The 17,829-nt window shown below is 36.0% G+C and carries 16 protein-coding genes and 3 pseudogenes; 6 read left to right on the forward strand and 13 right to left on the reverse strand.

What is annotated here, in order from left to right:
- Nucleotides 1–45: 45 nt before the first annotated feature.
- From DM800_RS12900 to DM800_RS12915, 4 genes are all read right to left on the reverse strand, one after another.
- The gene (locus DM800_RS12900; RefSeq protein ID WP_097908045.1) at nucleotides 46–1,578 is read right to left on the reverse strand and encodes a fatty acid--CoA ligase family protein; all 1,533 of its coding nucleotides are present in this window, start codon (nucleotides 1,576–1,578) and stop codon (nucleotides 46–48) included.
- 161 nt (nucleotides 1,579–1,739) lie between these two features.
- On the reverse strand, nucleotides 1,740–2,168 hold the full coding sequence (locus DM800_RS12905) for a hypothetical protein (protein WP_098815463.1): 429 nt from the start codon (nucleotides 2,166–2,168) through the stop codon (nucleotides 1,740–1,742).
- Between the two features lie 174 nt (nucleotides 2,169–2,342).
- A complete protein-coding gene (locus tag DM800_RS12910; RefSeq protein WP_097908043.1) occupies nucleotides 2,343–3,332 on the reverse strand; it encodes a lipoate--protein ligase in 990 nt (329 codons plus the stop codon).
- A 9-nt stretch (nucleotides 3,333–3,341) separates the two neighbouring features.
- Nucleotides 3,342–4,076 (reverse strand): MBL fold metallo-hydrolase, encoded by a 735-nt coding sequence (locus DM800_RS12915; protein ID WP_147786937.1) that lies wholly within the window; start codon nucleotides 4,074–4,076, stop codon nucleotides 3,342–3,344.
- 180 nt (nucleotides 4,077–4,256) lie between these two features.
- Between DM800_RS12915 and yhfH the strand changes: the two genes are divergently transcribed.
- Nucleotides 4,257–4,385, forward strand: coding sequence for a protein YhfH (yhfH, locus tag DM800_RS12920; RefSeq protein WP_000567010.1), 129 nt, complete (start codon nucleotides 4,257–4,259; stop codon nucleotides 4,383–4,385).
- Nucleotides 4,386–4,424: 39 nt separating this feature from the next.
- Here yhfH and DM800_RS12925 read toward each other — a convergent pair whose 3' ends face one another.
- The gene (locus tag DM800_RS12925; protein WP_144613409.1) at nucleotides 4,425–5,438 is read right to left on the reverse strand and encodes a LacI family DNA-binding transcriptional regulator; all 1,014 of its coding nucleotides are present in this window, start codon (nucleotides 5,436–5,438) and stop codon (nucleotides 4,425–4,427) included.
- A gap of 197 nt (nucleotides 5,439–5,635) precedes the next feature.
- On the opposite strand from DM800_RS12925, the gene DM800_RS12930 reads away from it, so the two are divergent.
- The 3 genes and pseudogenes from DM800_RS12930 to DM800_RS29900 all read left to right on the forward strand — a co-directional run.
- On the forward strand, nucleotides 5,636–6,577 hold the full coding sequence (locus tag DM800_RS12930; protein WP_147786938.1) for a helix-turn-helix transcriptional regulator: 942 nt from the start codon (nucleotides 5,636–5,638) through the stop codon (nucleotides 6,575–6,577).
- An 84-nt stretch (nucleotides 6,578–6,661) separates the two neighbouring features.
- On the forward strand, nucleotides 6,662–7,162 hold the full coding sequence (locus DM800_RS12935; protein WP_147786939.1) for a DinB family protein: 501 nt from the start codon (nucleotides 6,662–6,664) through the stop codon (nucleotides 7,160–7,162).
- Between the two features lie 57 nt (nucleotides 7,163–7,219).
- Nucleotides 7,220–7,318, forward strand: a pseudogene (locus DM800_RS29900) (PH domain-containing protein); the annotation flags it as partial.
- Here DM800_RS29900 and DM800_RS12940 read toward each other — a convergent pair.
- From DM800_RS12940 to DM800_RS29605, 3 genes are all read right to left on the reverse strand, one after another.
- On the reverse strand, nucleotides 7,293–7,802 hold the full coding sequence (locus DM800_RS12940) for a GNAT family N-acetyltransferase (protein ID WP_147786940.1): 510 nt from the start codon (nucleotides 7,800–7,802) through the stop codon (nucleotides 7,293–7,295). The pseudogene DM800_RS29900 and the gene DM800_RS12940 overlap by 26 nt on opposite strands.
- 71 nt (nucleotides 7,803–7,873) lie before the next feature.
- Entirely contained in the window at nucleotides 7,874–8,179 is a 306-nt protein-coding gene (locus DM800_RS12945) for a DUF2087 domain-containing protein (RefSeq protein ID WP_141541938.1), read from the reverse strand.
- 37 nt (nucleotides 8,180–8,216) lie between these two features.
- A complete protein-coding gene (locus DM800_RS29605; protein WP_147786941.1) occupies nucleotides 8,217–8,417 on the reverse strand; it encodes a hypothetical protein in 201 nt (66 codons plus the stop codon).
- Between the two features lie 106 nt (nucleotides 8,418–8,523).
- Between DM800_RS29605 and DM800_RS12955 the strand changes: the two genes are divergently transcribed.
- Nucleotides 8,524–8,955 (forward strand): PH domain-containing protein, encoded by a 432-nt coding sequence (locus DM800_RS12955; RefSeq protein ID WP_147786942.1) that lies wholly within the window; start codon nucleotides 8,524–8,526, stop codon nucleotides 8,953–8,955.
- A gap of 25 nt (nucleotides 8,956–8,980) precedes the next feature.
- Here DM800_RS12955 and DM800_RS12960 read toward each other — a convergent pair whose 3' ends face one another.
- Together DM800_RS12960 and DM800_RS12965 are read right to left on the reverse strand one after the other, a co-directional pair.
- A complete protein-coding gene (locus DM800_RS12960) occupies nucleotides 8,981–12,181 on the reverse strand; it encodes a YhgE/Pip domain-containing protein (RefSeq protein ID WP_147786943.1) in 3,201 nt (1,066 codons plus the stop codon).
- Nucleotides 12,182–12,396: 215 nt separating this feature from the next.
- Nucleotides 12,397–12,969 carry a TetR/AcrR family transcriptional regulator gene (locus DM800_RS12965; protein WP_000963378.1) on the reverse strand — a complete coding sequence of 191 codons (573 nt, stop codon included), beginning with the start codon at nucleotides 12,967–12,969 and terminating at the stop codon, nucleotides 12,397–12,399.
- 327 nt (nucleotides 12,970–13,296) lie between these two features.
- Between DM800_RS12965 and DM800_RS12970 the strand changes: the two genes are divergently transcribed.
- On the forward strand, nucleotides 13,297–14,151 hold the full coding sequence (locus tag DM800_RS12970) for a hypothetical protein (protein WP_147786944.1): 855 nt from the start codon (nucleotides 13,297–13,299) through the stop codon (nucleotides 14,149–14,151).
- Nucleotides 14,152–14,247: 96 nt separating this feature from the next.
- On the opposite strand, the gene DM800_RS12975 is transcribed toward DM800_RS12970, so the two are convergent.
- The 3 genes and pseudogenes from DM800_RS12975 to DM800_RS12985 form a co-directional block, all read right to left on the reverse strand.
- Entirely contained in the window at nucleotides 14,248–14,547 is a 300-nt protein-coding gene (locus tag DM800_RS12975; RefSeq protein ID WP_001149501.1) for a hypothetical protein, read from the reverse strand.
- A 104-nt stretch (nucleotides 14,548–14,651) separates the two neighbouring features.
- Nucleotides 14,652–16,298 (reverse strand): annotated as a pseudogene (locus DM800_RS12980) (endonuclease/exonuclease/phosphatase family protein); the annotation flags it as partial.
- A gap of 143 nt (nucleotides 16,299–16,441) precedes the next feature.
- Nucleotides 16,442–17,571 (reverse strand): annotated as a pseudogene (locus tag DM800_RS12985) (RNA-guided endonuclease InsQ/TnpB family protein).
- Between the last annotated feature and the right edge of the window lie 258 nt (nucleotides 17,572–17,829).

A 17,829-nucleotide genomic window follows, 5' to 3' on the forward strand; every position in this document is an offset into this window, starting at 1 on the left:
AAATACAAAGGCAACCACCTTCATAAAGATGGTTGCCCCCCATTTTTAAACTTGCATCGCTTTCTCTTTTAACGCTCTTCTTAACAATTTACCTGTCGTATTCTTTGGTAATTCTGTTAAAAACTCGATACTCTTTGGTACTTTATATTTTGCTAAATGTAATGTGCAATAATGCATAAGTTCCTCTTCTGTTACGTTAGCTTGTTTCAAAACGACGTATGCTCGTACTGCTTCTCCTAAGTTTTCATCAGGAACGCCAATTACGACAACTTCTGCTACAGATTCGTGTGTATACAATACTTCCTCTACTTCACGAGGGTATACGTTATAACCGCCAACTAAGACGATATCTTTTTTACGATCAACGATATAGAAGTAACCTTCTTCATCCATTTTCGCTAAGTCACCTGTATACAGCCAACCATCTTTCAATGTCGCTGCTGTATCTTCTGGCGCGTTATAGTATCCTTTCATAACGTTAGGCCCGCGAACAATTAATTCACCGACTGCGCCAACAGGTACTTCTTCCCCAAGTTCGTTCACAATTTTATTTTCTACATGCCAAATATTTGTACCGATCGACCCAGGTTTACGCGGACGATCTAGTGGGTTAAAACAAGTAACCGGTGATGCTTCTGATAAACCGTACCCTTCTGAAACGATTACGTCAAAACGTTTTTCAAAGTTTTGCAGAAGAGCAACAGGCATTGATGCACCACCTGAAATACAAAGGCGAAGCGTCTTCACATCTTCTGCGCTTGCTTCTTCAAATAAATATAAATAATTGTACATTGTCGGTACACCAGCAAAAATTGTTGGTCCGTACGTGCGACAAATACGGAATACTTCTTTCGGACTAAATTTCGGTAACATTAAAATAGTTGCTCCGTTCACAATCGGTGCATTTACCGCCACTGTTAAGCAAAATACATGGAACATTGGCAAAGCCGCAACGACGCGATCATCAGCAGTATATTGTAAATACGACGCCACATCGCTCGCATTACTATATAAGTTTTTATGTGTTAACATCGCACCTTTCGGTTTTCCAGTTGTACCTGAAGTGTATAGAATAACCGCTACATCTTCTTCATCTAATTCTGGGCCTTCAAAAGTTAAATCTCCAGCCCCTATCATTCTCGTAAACGTTTTCATTTTTTCGGTTTCTGTATAGTTAAAATCTGATGAGGTTTCGCATATGATGATGTTTTCAAGTGAAGGAAGTCTTGTTGTAAGAGATTGTATAACAGGTAGAAGGACGTCGAGTACGATGATTGTTTTTACATCTCCATTTTGTAAAATATAATGCATTTCGTCTGCTGTATAAATTGGATTAACTGGAATAACAGTTGCTCCAGCTTTCATTGTTCCGTATAAACCGACCAAAAAATGTGGTGAATTTCCAACAACTAATGCGACATTGTCCCCTTTTCCAATGCCCATTTCTGCTAAATTGCTAGAAAACCTTGTGACCATTTTGTTTAATTGGTCATATGAGACCGACTGATCCATAAATATATAAGCCGGTTTATCCCCCTTCTTTTTCGCCGTTTCAGCCAAAGATTGAACGAGATTCACACAAACCCCACCTTTATAAAATTTAGAATATTTAAAAATTCTAAATTAATTATATTAAAAGAAAATTAAAGTAGCAAGTGATATTCCATTAACTGCATATACAAGGATCACCTCCTGTTGATTCACTTTAGAAAAATAAGGGAATTCTATTCGCCTACACATTATGAAACTAAGGCTAAAATCATTTCAGGATAATATGCACTCATCTTTTCACTAAGTTTTTCTAGTTCCTTTTTATTCAAGCTCGTATGCTCCCCATACAAGTTGATTGCATCCGCTCCGTGTTCATGAAAAAACAATGTTACATATAATGTCGGTAACCCGGTATTGGCCTCATCTATTGACAAGACAAGATCTGGCGTTTTATTCATCGTACTAAAAGCTTCATTTCTTTTCCATTTTTTATTTTGAAACATAGTTTGTATATCAGCTATCTTTCGTTTATTATCCGTATGCGTAAAGTATATAACATTATCCTTCCCTGGCTTTCCAATCGATAAAAGTGTGCGACTTGAGGAAGTTTCATCGTTACAAGCTGTCATTCCGATGACGAAGCTGAGCAGTAATGCAACGTACATTAGCCTTCTCATTTCAATCCGCCTCCTTTTGAATATATATATTCCTTTATGAGAGGCAAATGTCCTGTGATTTTATGATGAGTGAAATTATATCGGCGATTTTTAAAATATATCGACTTACCGATAAAACGTGACAATCTACGCAAAAATAAGGGAGGCTGCCCGTTACGGCAGCCTCCCTTATTTTTAGAAGAATAAATGTAAGAAATCTTCTGTTGTAATATTACCGAAGTAGCGTTTGATATCTACATCTTCTAAAGCTACAGTGAATGCATCTTTATCAAACTGTACGCCTGTTAGACGCTCTTCAATGTCATGCACATCTAGTGATCCGAAGAAGTCACCGTAAATTTTACATTCTGTTACTGTTCCTTTTTTCACTTCAAGACGAACGTCAACTTGTCCAACTGGGAAGCGGTGTGAATGTTGTAAGTTGAACTTCGGAGATTTTCCGTAGTTCCAATCCCAATTTTGGTAACGTTCTTCAGAAAGCTTATGGATTTCTTTCCAATCATTTTCTGTTAATTCATACGTCGGAATTTCTGTTTCCCCTTCGAAAATTGTTTCTAGAAGAAGTTGTCTAAACTCTTCTGTCGTCATTTTTTCATTTAAGAATTCTGTAATGTTCGCAACGCGGCTACGGATTGATTTGATTCCTTTTGATTGAATCTTATCCATTTTTACTTTTAACGCTGATACGACGTGATCGATTTCAGAGTCAAATAGTAACGTACCGTGACTGAACATACGACCTTTCGTTGAGAACTGCGCGTTACCTGAAATTTTTCTGCCTTCAGCTAAAATGTCGTTACGACCACTTAGTTCTGCATTTACACCTAATTTACCAAGCGCTTTCGTTACAGGTTCTGTGAATTTTTTGAAGTTGCTGAAACTGTCGCCATCATCTTTCGTAATAAAGCTGAAGTTTAAGTTTCCTAAATCGTGATATACTGCACCTCCGCCTGATAGACGACGAACGACATGAATTCCTTGTTCTTTTACGTAATCTGCATTAATTTCTTCTACTGTGTTTTGGTTTTTACCAATGATAATGGAAGGTTCGTTAATGTAGAACAGTAAATATGTTTCGTTAATATCTAAATTCTTCACACAATATTCTTCAATTGCTAAGTTTATTCTAGGATCTGTAATCCCTTTATTATCAATAAATAACATCGTATCACCTCATGAGTTCCAAATGTAACCACTATGCGCTAGCGTAATATGGCCACTGAAAATTTGTTTTGCTTCTGTTACTAAATCAGATGTGTTTCCTGTATGCGGTAAGTGCGTTAATAAAAGTTCTTTTACATTCGCATCTTTCGCAATACTTGCCACTTCTGTACTATTCATATGCCCTGCTTTTGCAGCCTCTTGATGTGCATACATATTACACTCACAAATGAAAAGATTAGCATCTTTTGTGAATGGAATGAATTCAGGAATATAACTTGAATCAGCGCTATATACTACAGCGTCACTACCAGCTGTAATACGCATCGCAAAGCATGTAACAGGATGAACAGTTTTTAAGAATGAAATCGAGAACGGTCCAATTTGAAGTGTTTCTTCTGGATTGTACGCGATTCCTTTCGTATGTGGTTCATGCGTTAAAAAATGGAATCCATTCTCGTCAAACGTATGACCGTATATTGGTAATTCCGGTAGTTGTCCCTTTGTCGCGCTCATAATTAATCTCGCATATTGCAATACCCCAATGTCTGCAACATGATCGTGATGATAGTGTGACAGTACAACTGCATCTATATCAGATGGTGTTATATATTTTTGAAGCTGTGCTAGTACACCACTACCACAGTCTACAAGTAAACGAAAACCATCGTGTTCAAACAAATACCCCGACGTTGCTTCTCCCGCTTCTGGAAAGCCGCCCCAAAAGCCGACAACAGTCATTTTCATATGTATCCATCCTTTCTAAAACCGAGTAGGAATGCATGTTTCACTTACATTCTACATTGTTAACTATAATCCATTTCCTAAACTTTTTCATTATTTTTCACTTTTGTTATAAAACAGTTATTGACTTTTGTTTTTTGTACTAATACAATGATAGTAAGAAATGGAAATGGAGGGATTGACATGATCGATCAACCAATGGAGTTTTTCAGAAATTTACCGACGAAAACTTGTGCACATTGCGGGAAAGAAATTGATGAGCAGCACGAAGCATACCATAACAAATGTGACGATTGCGTTCACGAAGAATAGTAGTTTGTGAACATAAAAAAACCTAGCAGACATAGTCTACTAGGCTAATAACATCGTATCCTTCATCGTTGAACCTTTCACCAAGAGCTCCAGTTCAAACTCATACAATTCTTTTTTTCGATAATTTTTCGTATGGATTTTATCCATCATCAGGTCGACAACTTTTCGGGCCATCTCATCGATTGGCTGTTCAATTGTCGTAATACCTGGCTCTGTAATCTGTGATAAAATTTGATTATCAAAACCGATAACAGCGAGATCATCTGGAATGCTCCAGTCATGGCGTTTCGCCTCTGAAATAATTCCAGCTGCAACCTCGTCGCCTCCTGCCAAAATCGCGGTAGGATTTTTTTTGTCCTTTAATACTTCATGGAATATTCTCTTTCCATCGTCCCAAGAGAAAGCGTTTTCAAGAAAATCGATCGCTTCTACTTGGCGGCTCTTCTCAGTTATTGCACGTAAAAAGCCCATTTTTCGCTGCTGGCTAACCACTTTGGTTTCGTTACCACGGCAAAAAATAAGATTACGATATCCTTGTTCTAACACATGCTTAGCAGCTATGTATGCTCCTTGCGCATGATCAAACTTCACTGTTGGAACATTTGCTTCCTCAATATATTCATTACATAACACGATTGGACCGTGCTGTAAGTATGGCTCTACATCTTCCCACGGATTTTCTAGTGAACATAGAATAATCCCATCTACTTGTTTCGTAGATAATAATTGTAAATACTCCATCTCTTTTTCCGGTAAATATCTTGTTTGACAAATAATCAGTTTATATTTATGTTCAGAAGCAGCAATCTCGATTGCTTCAATAAATCTACTGAAGAAAGGATTTGTAATCCTTGGAACTAGCACCGCAATTGTTTCCGTCTTTTGTTTACGAAGCCTTCTCGCCGCAGAATTAGGAACGAAACCTAAATGCTTCATTGCTAATTGAACCCTTTTTTTCTTCTCATCTGAAACATATGGATGATTATTAATCACCCTAGAAACCGTTGTCCTTGATAACCCCGCTAATTTCGCCACGTCCTCTATAGTCGACACGAAATCCTCCCCCTTTTCATGAAAACGTTTTCTTAAACTGATTATATAGTATATTATTGGAAACTGCAATATGGGTTGTTATGATTTTACTATATTAATATTATACATAGGGAAAAGTCTGTTAATGGGAGGGGAAAACATACTGCTTTTAGAAGTTTATAGTAAGCATATTTATAAAAATTTGAAGGTGATATTTCATGAATCGGACAGATCGTTTATTAGCTATATTAATTGAATTACAAAGAAAACAAACTGTTACAGCAAAAAGCTTAGCTGAGAAATTTGAGACAAGTATAAGAACGATTTATCGAGATATGGATGCACTTAACGAATCGGGTGTTCCAATCTATTCAATGCCTGGCCACGGTTATTCCTTAATGGATGGCTATTTCTTGCCCCCCATTCAACTTACGCCTGAAGAGGCTGTTACTCTTTTACTAGGCGGTGATTATATCGAGAAAACTTTCACTTCTTCTTTTTCTGCACATGCACAATCAGCAAAAGAGAAACTTGAAATTGTCCTCCCTGCTGATCAAAAAAAGAAAGCTTGGGAATTACGAGAAACTTTCCGTTTCCTTTCTCCAATATTTTCACACAAACTACCTGAACAAGAAAAACTTGAAAACCAGCTTATCCTGTTGCAAGAATCTATTCAAAAAGAACAAGTTATCTCTTTTTCTTATCGTAAAGCGAGGGAAACTACAAAAATGCAGCGGACCGTTTATCCTTACGGTTTAGTCAATATTTCGGGAATTTGGTACATCGTTGCACATTGCTTACTTCGAAAACAAATACGTAATTTTCGTTTAGATCGTATGGAGGAATTACAGCAAGATCAAGAATTCTTTACAAAACCGAAAGACTTTTCTTTACAAAACTACAAACCTGAAAGCAATCGCACTGTTATGATTCATTTATTGTTTCCATCTCATATTGCACATAAGATTATTGAATCCCGCTACTTTTTTATAGATTCATACGAACATAACGACAATGGCTTTCATGTCTTGTTGAAATCAAGAAACATAGACGAAGTGTTTCAATGGGTATTGAGCTGGGGAAGCCAAGTACAAGTACTTGAGCCAAAAATTCTTTCTGAGAAAATCCGTGATGAAGCAAAAAAAATGTTAAAACTCTAATTTCACTACTGACATAATGTTGTCAGTAGCCCTCCTTTATAGTAGGTATTAACAAATACATTTTCATAAAAAGGAGTTAGTGGTATGAAGAAATTTGAGGAATTAGCAGAGTATTACATAGAAGAATTAGAAAGGTACTCTATAAAACAATTTAGGACGAAGCCGTCTAGCGAAGAATGGTCTCTTGGTCAAATGTATAATCATTTAATTGCCTCTACATATATGCAGTTAGATGCAATCGCGAAATGTAAAACTGAAACACCATCAGCAACTAACAAGAAAACGGATATGGGTGAGAAAGTATATAAACTTGGTGCTTTCCCGGATATACAAATCAAAGTACCAAATCATCCTGGATATACACCTGAAAATCCCTCTAATAAAGAAGAAATACAAAAGCGTATTCTGGAATTAATTACAGTTGTTAACGAAATTGAGCCAATACTTTCTTCTATTCCAAGTGATTGTAAAGTCGAACATCCTGGGCTCGGTTACTTACATGCAGCAGAATGGTTCCAACTTATTTCTATGCATTTTGCACATCATTTACGTCAGAAAAATCGACTGGAACTTAAGGTTTGCTAAGTGTAAACATTCCACTAAAAAGAGACTGCCAATATTGGCAGTCTCTTCACTAAAATGTTGACTGACTATACCGTTATTTATAAAGTTCCGTATCTAGGCATGTTACTTGCTAGTAATGGAAGACTCTTTTTTAGTCAATATAAAACCCCATCAATACATCATCCCCATATGATCCATCTTCATATTTAATTTGCTTTCTTTGTCTTCCTTCTTCTACAAATCCCATACGTTTGTATACCTTAATCGCCCTATCATTAATAGAAACTACGCCTAAGCAAATTTTCTCTAAACCTTTCTGCTCTTTAGCCCAACGAATAAGAAATTCAATTAACTTCGTACCAATGCCTTGATTACAGTACGCCTCCTTAATTCCCATTCCCATTGTGCCTGCATGTCGTAAGCGTTCTAGTTCATATCGATTGAAAATCAAAAAGCCGACCACCTTATTATCTACTTCATAAACTATGTAAAGATTGCCTTTCTCATTACTTCTCCGTATCTTTTCTCTTTCTGCATTACTATCATTTGGTAATTTCTTTGGAGATACTATGAAAAACTTTGTAGTAGTTTCCGATAATATAATTTCTTTTCTAATATTCATAATTGCTTCCGCATCAGTCTCTTTTGCTAATCGTATCACTAGAATCACCTCGTACCCTTTTCTAAAAACTACAAAGAAGAATAGATAACGTGAGGATTCCCTCTAATTCATTATTTTAACTCCTCCCACTTTGCCCACACTTCTCTCCCATTTATACGATACATATTATCCTCGCGATCCATAAACCCGTGTACAATAAACTCGCGTCTAATCGTACAAAAATCATCATGATATTGTTTTATGAATGTATTCATTTCTTTTTCCGTATACTGTTTCTCTGCATCTAACTTATTAACTAAATGCTCTAACAATACTAGTTTTTTCTTCTTTTGACCTGGAATCGATTTTAGACGGTCCTCTTTATCGAAAAAGTTACGAATGGTTGTATCTCTAAATTTCATTTCACTTTCGGTCAATTTGTTATCCTCCATCGGTTTTTATTGTTGGTCCTTACTATTTTTTCTTCATTCTTTCACTTATACCATCTATAAAGTAATACCCACTAATTAGCACATAGTAAAATAAAAGTATTCCTAGTTCATCTTTCATACTTGTAAATTTCTCTTTATGAAACACGATAGGCGAAAGGGTGAAAACGAGAAAGAAGATTAGTGGATATAAGATAAAATAATAAGTGAGATTTCCTTTCATCATATCAGCTACTATGTAATATACTTCTGTTCAAATAGTTGCAATTCCTGTCCTTTTATTTAGCCCTACACATGAAATATGGTAAAATTAAGGAGAAGGAGGGTTGCAAATGACATTTCACTCTAAAATGGATACATTCTTCTTATCTATCATCAGTTTTGCTATTTTCACCACTGGTGCTGTAACAATACTTCCTCTCATATCTGATGATGAAGCTACTACAACAAATGCATACATTCTACTATCTATTTTCTTTCTATCTTCTGGCTTCCTATTATGGTGCTCCTTTTCTATTACATATACATTCTATGAGGATTACTTATTCGTGAAAGGTGGCCCATTTCGAAGTAAGATTCCCTACGGCCATATAACGAATATCTCGAAAACAGATAACATTTTAATTGGATACCGTATTCTCTCTTCAAAAGATTGTTATGAAATCTTTTATACGTCAGGAACTTTAGGAAGTGTAAAAATCTCACCGAAAGATCCTGAAAGGTTCATATCCGAACTACAGAAAAGATGCCCTGCATTACAATAAAAAAGCACCGAATAGGTGCTTTTTTCTACGCTTCAACCGATTGATTTTCAGCAATATTTTTAAATTGTCGTTTGTGCATCCAAGTTAATGAAGCAATTGTTCCAAGTGATAACACAACGATAAAGATCACGAGTATTCCAATGTTTTGCCACATGAAGTTAAAGTCTCCGCTTGATACGACTGCTTTCAATCCTGATACAGAATATGTCATCGGTAACCATGCATTAAATGGTTGTAAAAACTTCGGAATCAATTCTAGTGGGAATGTTCCAGCACTCGTTGTAAGCTGAATAATTAATGTGATGATGGCAATGAAACGGCCTGCATCACCAAATGCTGTTACTAAACATTGAATTAATGCGATAAACGCTAAGCTTGTAACGATGCTAAAGAGTATAAAGTATGGAATACTTTGTACTTCTACACCTAATCCGAATAGTAATATGATATCTGCTACTATCGCTTGAATAATACCGACTGATAGTAAAACGCCGAACTTACTAATAAACCAACTAAATCCTGATTTTGGAACGCCGACTGTATCGCGTAATGGGTATACGATAGATAGTAGTAATGCCCCAACAAATAAACCAAGTGATAAGAAATACGGTGTAAATCCAGTTCCGTAGTTTGGAACTTCCGCCATTTTCTCTGTCTTCACTTTTACAGGGCTTGCAAACATATCATACGTTTTATCCGTTCCTTTTACTTCACCAGTTTTCTCTGCCCCTTCGCCAAGTTTCTCAGCAAGTTCACCTGAACCATCGTTTACTTTTACGAGGCCATCTGTCACTTTTCCTGATCCGTCCGCTAGTTTATTTACTCCATCGATTAGCTGTGTTGAGCCAGTTGATAATGCACCTAATCCTGTTGTTACTTGACCGGAGCCATTTGCTAATTGCGTTATTCCGCCTGACATTTGGCCCGCTCCTACAGATAATGTATCTAAACCACCTGTTACTTGGCTTGAGCCATCCGCTAATTGATTTACTCCACCTGCCATTTGGTTTGCTCCTGCAGATAATTGACCTAGGCCGCCTGTTACTTGGCTTGAGCCATCTGCTAATTGAGTTACACCACCTGCCATTTGATTTGCTACTACAGATAATGTGCCTAAACCACCTGTTACCTGGCTTGAGCCACCTGCTAATTGAGTTACTACTACAGATAATGTGCCTAAACCACCTGTTACTTGATTTGAGCCATCTGCTAATTGGGTTACTACTACAGATAATGTGCCTAAACCACCTGTTACTTGACTTGAGCCATCTGCTAGTTGATTTACACCACCTGCCATTTGGTTTACTCCTACAGATAATGCACCTAATCCTTCTGTTACCTTTTCAGATCCATCTACTAATTGTTTTTCTCCATCAATTAATTGACCTGATCCGTCTTTCACTCTATCAGCACCTGCTTTTGCATTACCTAAACCTTCACCAAATCCATGAAACTTACTAACAAATTCATTTTGTGCGTTCGTTAGTTTATCAATACCGATCGTTAAAGTTTTCAATCCTTCTGGATTCGGTAGTTTATTTTGCATTCCACTTGTCGTTTCATTGATTTCACCTTTTAATTGTTTTACTTCTTCATTTAATTTGTTTGTTCCACCTGCTACTCCGGCAGCCTTCTGCTGAACTATCGCCGTACTTTTTGCCGCATTTGTTATATATGGTTGTAACTGTTCTTGATATTCTTTTGGTAAACTCTCAATTTGCTTTTGCAAATTAGCTACATCTTGTGCTGCATTTTTTGCATCCCCTGCTGTTGATTGGGTAATTTCATTTAACTGATTTACGTTTTCTTCAGCTCCATTTATTTTTTGATTTACTTTATTTAATATAGAAGGATCTTTAGACTGTACTCCCTCTAAACCTACAATAGAATTTTTTACTTTATTATTTAAATCTTGCAAACCCTTTTGAATCTCTTGAGAACCTTTCTCTAATTGACTTTGCCCTCCCACAAGTTGTTCCATACCATTTGATAGTTCAGTTGTTCCTGTTTTTAATTCACCTGTTTTACTTACCAACGTGTTCAATCCGTTAGTTACTTTCTCAGATCCACTTCGCAATTCGCCAATTCCTTTTTGTATTTCACCCGTTTTGTCATTTAACGTATTTAAACCATCTGTTACTTTTTCGGAGCCACCTACTAATTTCCCTATACCTGTGCTATTTAATGCATGTAAACCATCTGTTACTTTTCCAGAGCCATCCGCTAATTTCCCGATACCTGTTTTGCTATTCAACGTATTTAAACCTACTGTCACTTTTCCAGACCCATCTACTAATTTCCCGATACCTGTCTGCATCTCACCTGTTTTGCTATTTAACGTATTTAAACCTACTGTCACTTTTCCGGAGCCATCTACTAATTTCCCGATACCTGTTTGCAGCTCACCTGTTTTACTATTTAACGTATTTAAACCGTTCGTTACTTTTCCTGACCCATCTACTAATTTTCCGATACCTATTTGCATCTCACCTGTTTTGCCATTTAACGTATTTAAACCTGCTGTCACTTTCCCAGATCCATCAAATAGTTTCCCAACTCCATCCTTCATCTCCCCAGATTTCCCTTGAAGTGTATGAAGGCCATCCGTCACTTTACTTGAACCAACATGCAGCTCACTTGATCCGTCGTGCAGTTTACTTGCACCTTCCGCCCCATCTGCTAATCCTTTTGAGACGTCTTGAATAGAATCAAACATTTTCTCTGCATATGTTTTCGTTAACGTACTTGATACTTCACCTTTAATTTTTTCAATTGCTGTTCCGCCAATTTGTGAAGATAAGAAGTTTAAGCTTTCGTTTGGAATGTATTCTAAGTTTAATGGTTTTGGATCATCTTTTAATAACGTTGTAGCGTTACTTGAGAAGTCATTTGGAATGCGTACTAGCATGTAATACTTTCTACCTTCCATTCCTTTTTTCGCTTCTTTTTCACTTACAAATTCCCATTTGAAACTTGTATTATCTTTTAAGTTATCAACGAGCCCTTTTCCAACCTCAATTGGTTTCCCATCAAATACTGCACCTTTATCTAAATTGACTACCGCCACTGGCAAATCATCTAACTGTTTATACGGATCCCAAAAGGCCCATAAAAACATACCTGCATATAAAATTGGCACGAATAAAACCGCGATAATTGGAATTAATATTTTTTTACTTTTTATAATTTCAGTAAACTCTTTACGAAGTAACTGATTCCATTTCATCATTTCTCCCCCTTTTCTAAATGACTAAATTGTCCATTTGGTCATTTTCTCCCAAATAAAAAGGCTATACCTATTCATACATATGCCTTATCCCCGAATGTATACTATGCAACTGTTCCTTACTATGAAGTAAATATTTCTATTATCCCTCCTAAAATAAATATATGACCATTTTGTTCAAGTGGTCAATTTTTTATAATAATAAAAGGATTATCTTAGTTTGACAATCCTTTTAATAAATAAAGTTCGAATAATTCTGCAATTTTTTCTTTTTCTAGCGGTTCATGATTTTTTTCCCAATCAAAAATAAGCGATACGTATAAGCGAAGCATAATAAATGCTGTAATTTCTGGATCACATTTGCTAATCTCACCTTTTTCAATCGCAATCTTTAAATACGATTGAATGACAGAAACGATTTCCACATCTACTTGTTGCATCACTTCTTGTACTTCTTTCGTTCCCATATCACGCTCTTCTTGAATTAACTTAATCATGAGCTGATGTTCTTTTCTGAATTCTAATATGCTATATAATGCTCTATGTACATTTTCAAAAAATGAAACATCTGAACGAATTGCATTTTCTGCAACTTGCTTCATTTCTGTAATTAAATTAGAAATAATCTCACCAAATAGCTCTTCTTTATTTTTGAAAAAAGTATAAATCGTTCCTTTTCCTACATTCGCTAACTTCGCTACTTGATCCATCGTTGTTGCTTTATAACCGAACGCTGAAAAAGACTTTGTTGCAGCTTCAATAATAGAACGTTTTCGATCTATCGCCACATCATCACCTCCAAAAATGACCAATTGGATAATATAGTCAATCAGTACATCTTTGATATTACCACACGCTTACATTCTAGACAAGTTCTCTTTTTTATTATTTCCAGTATAAAAAAATTCCAGTCAGTGTATATCATACTGTCCATAGTTTATCAGAAGAAAAGAGAAAAGGAAAAGGTGTTCTTAAGATATACAATTAAACCTTACTTAACAACAACAAATTTCCCTTTTTTCAAATAATCAAATAAAAAAACAAGAAAATCTTTACATTTAATAGTAATATAGAAAATAGACAAGTTTATCAAAATAGTGGAGGCTTTTTCAGTCATGATGCGTGCGCTTCGTTTAAATATAAAGCAAGCTTTTTGTAGTCGTATTTCTTTAATTATTATGTTTAGTGGATTCGTTCTTATTTGTATTTATCACTATTACTATGTAATTCGTTATTTAGGAGACGCAGCGAGTGGACCTATTTCAACAGATATAAAATGGATCGGATTTCGCGACAATGAAATGGATGTTTATTTATTATTAATGCCAGTTATTGCGAGTTTCCCCTTTAGTACAAGTTACAATTCGGATAAGTCAGATGGTTTTAAACCGTTTGTGAGTAAGAGGATTTCTTTATTTCCTTATTCAGTAATGAAATATATCGTTACGTTTTTTTGCGGAGGATTTCTTTATACATTTCCATTCATCTTATCGTTATTATTTTGCAAATTAACCATTCCAGACGGAACACCTACGATTGGTTCAGGCATCATAAATGCTGATGGAATGTTCGCAAACCTATATTTCGATGCGCCTCTCACTTACATTACTGTATATATCGGAATTAATTTTTTATTTGCAGGTTTAATGGCCCTTTTAGGACTTGCTGCATCTGTATGGTCACAAAAGGACTATATGGCAATTCTCTTTCCATTTGCAGTTGCCTCCATTCCTTACGTCCTGCTAAATACAATATTTCCTTCAATAGGCGGAGCACCTATTCATTTATATGATCCGAAACAACCATTGCAAGGCATGTCACCGTACATTTTAACGATGCAATGTGCTTTCTTCCTTCTCGTTAGCTTATTTATGTATATACAAGGAGTAAAGCGGGATAGAAAAAAATATAGAAGAAGACTCCAAAAAAGAGATCGGTGTAGAAAAGCGCTTCAAGCAATTTCAGACTAAGTGATTGTACGAATAAGAGCGTAATTCCCTAAGTTAGCTTAGAGAATTACGCTCTTATTCTCATTTACATTTATCAATCGTATAATCATCTCCCCTTTACGGTGTACCTGCCAATCCCCATAAAATAACGACCGCCGCAAAATAAATCGCTTTAATACCTACAACTGAACATAATAAAATAATTGCATATGTACTTAATTCTCTTCTTGCACCTATTAAAGTAAAAATGACTGCCAAACTAAACGTTACATAGGACGATGCTGTATGTATTAAGTTATATGTAATATCCAAATTTTGAGTAAGTCCTGTTACCTCCGCTACAAATTGGAGCATGACGATTGTACAAAACAAAATTGCAAGCTGATTCATTAATTTTCCATTTAACCACGCTTGCATCTTTAACCTCCTCATTATAAAAAGCTGAATTTTTAATTAATTTTAACATGATTTTTACAGAAAAAGAACGCTCAGTATATCTCTAAGCGTTCTTTCATGACTATTTAAGAAGCTTTCTTCAAATCAATTTGAGCAAGTACTGGATCGTGGTCACTTACACGTCCATGTTCTTTCATAATGTTTGAGTTTAAGTGTACTGGGTCTACAATTGTGTGTGGTGCGATGTTGTTTGTTACTAAAATATGATCTAACACTTGTGCATTTCCTTCATGAATGTACGTGTAGCGGTTCTCTTTCGGCACTGTGTTTAACATATTTTTTAAGTTTGTTCCTTCTAATGTTTTTAGTGGTTTAGCGAACTCAAAATCGTTCATATCTCCTAACACAACAACTGGTGCATTCGTGTTCTTTTTCTGAATTCCTTGTACGAATTGATTTACTTCTTGCGCTAACTGAATTCGTTTTTCTTCACTCTTTAATACGAGCGGCTGCACTTTTCCAAATGGCGTTGCATCTCCTATTTTTGAGTTTAAGTGATTTGCAACGACAACAACGTTTTGTCCTTGGAACGTAAATTCTGCTGCAAGCGGTTTACGTGTACTTTCAAATAATGGATTTTCGTCTCCAATGCGAACGACATTTTTATCAAGTAACTTCGGTACTGCTGCTAATTTCACGCGTGATGGGTTGTAGAAGAAACCGACGCGAATATTCGCTCCTGGTGCTCCTCCGTCTAGATTATTATTCGGAGCAATTTCTACATACTCATACTTTGGTCCACGAATTTCTAGAACTGCATCAATGATACGTTTTGCGCTTAAAGAAGCATCTGTTGTACCGTCATTAATCGTTCCGTTATTATCTTGCATTTCCTCTACACCGATAATATCTGGCATTTTTAAGTTGTATTTAATAGAATATGCTAACGCTTTTACTTTTTCATCTGTTGTTTCTTTTTTATTCGCCGAGAAGTTTTCAATGTTATATGTAGCAACGGTTAACTTATCAAGACGAGGCTGAATATTCGCGCCTACTTGCTTAAATCCACCTTCCACTACAGATGGTAATTCCGTTATTGGCGCAATGCGGAACGAACCGTAATCATATCCGACTACCCCTGTTATATCTCCAGTGAAAGTATCTCCTACTTTTGCTACATAATCACGAGGGACTTTTACAGAAAGACGCTCTGGATTTAATTGATTTTCATCTAATACAGGTGTGCCATATTTCGTTACGACTTTATTTCCGCCATTTTCTACTGTTACATATAAATTCCCGTTTTTCTGAGGTGCAATAATTTTTGGCGTTGGCATCGTAACGCGCATACCTTCTATACTTTCATAAAAGTCGATTGCATCTTCATTTGGATCAAATAAACCAAATGCATCATTATCGATAATTTGATCAGGAATTTTCACACCGTTTTCTCCAAGTACAATCGGCGCTGGTAAAGCTTGATCTTTTGCGATTACAGCAACGCGGCTCGCTTTAATTTCCGTCGTCGTTAAGTCTGTTTCAAATCGCTCTGCATATCCAGGCCCAACATATTCTTCTACTTCTCCATCAACTTGAATAAGATCTCCTACCGCTACATTCGCATCTTTTTTGTATACGTACATACCTTCTGACGTAGCTGGATCATTATCCGGCTGGTTATCTTCTATATAAAAACCATTTTTATCAAGTGCTGTTACAACGCCTTCCACATTGTATACTTTCTTTCCTTTGTAAGGAGAAATATGTGATTTCCGATACGATAAACTTAACTAAATCTATACAATTCAATCAAATTTACACAAGTTAGTGCTTCATCGTGTTCTCGCACCCCCGAAGGGACGAGGGGTATAACACTCCACACGAGGCAGTATCGTTACCTCCTATTATCAAGCATTTATTTTACCCATCTTGATAAATTTATCGCAGCATTTACATCCCTATCGTGATGGCTATTGCACCCAACACAACGCCACTCACGTATTTTTAAACTCCACTGTCCTTCTGGTTGAACTGAATGGTCGTATTTCACTCCGCAACATGAACAAATCTTGCTTGAGGCGAACCATTTATCAGCTTTTACATACGCAATGCCATACTTCTCACACTTGTATGATAAACATTGAAAGAAGAAGTTTAATTTTTGAAATGAAAATGCTTTCGATAGTTTTTTGTTTTTTAACAGGTTTGAGATAGATAAGTCTTCCACAACATTCCTCATTGGTTTGGTTTTCACCAATTTAGCTGTTGCTTGATGGATATGGTTATTTCGGATATTCATAATTTTCCTAGATAACCGCAGGTGCTCAGTTTTAGCTTTTCATATCCGGCAGACTGAATTTTTACACCTTTTTTAAATCTCCTAGACATATCTCTTTGCGCTGACTTTTTCCTTTTCAAAAGTTTTTTAACCTTGGCATCTTTGTTTATATTTCGTTCTTTCGTACCATTAGAAGCCACAAACAGTTCTTTTAAACCAACATCTACACCAATCGACTCATCGGTTAATTCTTGTGCTTCAAAGGATCCTTCGAACCCTACACTAATCCACCAGTGACGACCATCAAATGTAACTCTTGGATTGGATGGTTTTTTGTTTCTTGGTAGTTGTTGGCTTGTTTTCACTACTCCAATGGACTGAATATGAACTACTTTCTTTCCTATAGTCAGTCTTTCATAATTGGCATAAAATCCTTGGATTAAATCTTTTTTGGATTTATAAGAAGTGTGATAACCATTTTTGTACTTTTTGAACGAATTTTTTCTCGCCGTATCAAAATCTTTTGAAGCCTGTTTGGGAACTTGTGCATTGATGTCTTTTAACCACTCATAATTCTTTTGCTTCTTGATCTTTGTAAATCGTTTCTGTAAATCTAACTGTGAAACAGATTTTCCAAATAGCTTATAGTATCTATCACTCATTCTTTTACAATAGTTATAAGCAAATCTTGCAGCACCAGCATGGTTTCTAAGCACTTGTTCTTGTTCAGGCGTTGGAATCAGTCTAACTTTCTTCGCCAATATCATCAGAAGCCTACTCCTTTACTGTGCGATTATTCGGGCACTCACCTTTCAGATACTGAAAGATTTGTTCTTCTGAATAGTAGCGTGTTCCACCAGCATTCTCGTAAGACTACTTGGATACAAACCTGTTAATTCCGATACTTGACTAACTCGTAAAAATTTCATTAATATTCTCACTTCATTGAATTTACCACAACACATACGTTTGATAGATTCATTAAAGTTTGATAGATTTAATTAAATTTATCTCGTTCAACTAAG

This window comes from Bacillus sp. AY18-3, assembly GCF_008042305.1.
In the GTDB taxonomy this organism is placed as follows: domain Bacteria; phylum Bacillota; class Bacilli; order Bacillales; family Bacillaceae_G; genus Bacillus_A; species Bacillus_A wiedmannii.

Excerpts from the sequence above, each read along its gene's own strand:
- DM800_RS12975 (WP_001149501.1), bottom strand. The coding sequence starts at position 14,547 with ATGCAAGCGTGGTTAAATGGAAAATTAATGAATCAGCTTGCAATTTTG.
- DM800_RS12935 (WP_147786939.1), top strand. The coding sequence starts at position 6,662 with ATGAAGAAATTTGAGGAATTAGCAGAGTATTACATAGAAGAATTAGAA.
- DM800_RS12955 (WP_147786942.1), top strand. The coding sequence starts at position 8,524 with ATGACATTTCACTCTAAAATGGATACATTCTTCTTATCTATCATCAGT.
- DM800_RS12905 (WP_098815463.1), bottom strand. The coding sequence starts at position 2,168 with ATGAGAAGGCTAATGTACGTTGCATTACTGCTCAGCTTCGTCATCGGA.
- DM800_RS12960 (WP_147786943.1), bottom strand. The coding sequence starts at position 12,181 with ATGAAATGGAATCAGTTACTTCGTAAAGAGTTTACTGAAATTATAAAA.
- DM800_RS29605 (WP_147786941.1), bottom strand. The coding sequence starts at position 8,417 with ATGATGAAAGGAAATCTCACTTATTATTTTATCTTATATCCACTAATC.
- DM800_RS12915 (WP_147786937.1), bottom strand. The coding sequence starts at position 4,076 with ATGAAAATGACTGTTGTCGGCTTTTGGGGCGGCTTTCCAGAAGCGGGA.
- yhfH (WP_000567010.1), top strand. The coding sequence starts at position 4,257 with ATGATCGATCAACCAATGGAGTTTTTCAGAAATTTACCGACGAAAACT.
- DM800_RS12910 (WP_097908043.1), bottom strand. The coding sequence starts at position 3,332 with ATGTTATTTATTGATAATAAAGGGATTACAGATCCTAGAATAAACTTA.
- DM800_RS12930 (WP_147786938.1), top strand. The coding sequence starts at position 5,636 with ATGAATCGGACAGATCGTTTATTAGCTATATTAATTGAATTACAAAGA.
- DM800_RS12970 (WP_147786944.1), top strand. The coding sequence starts at position 13,297 with ATGATGCGTGCGCTTCGTTTAAATATAAAGCAAGCTTTTTGTAGTCGT.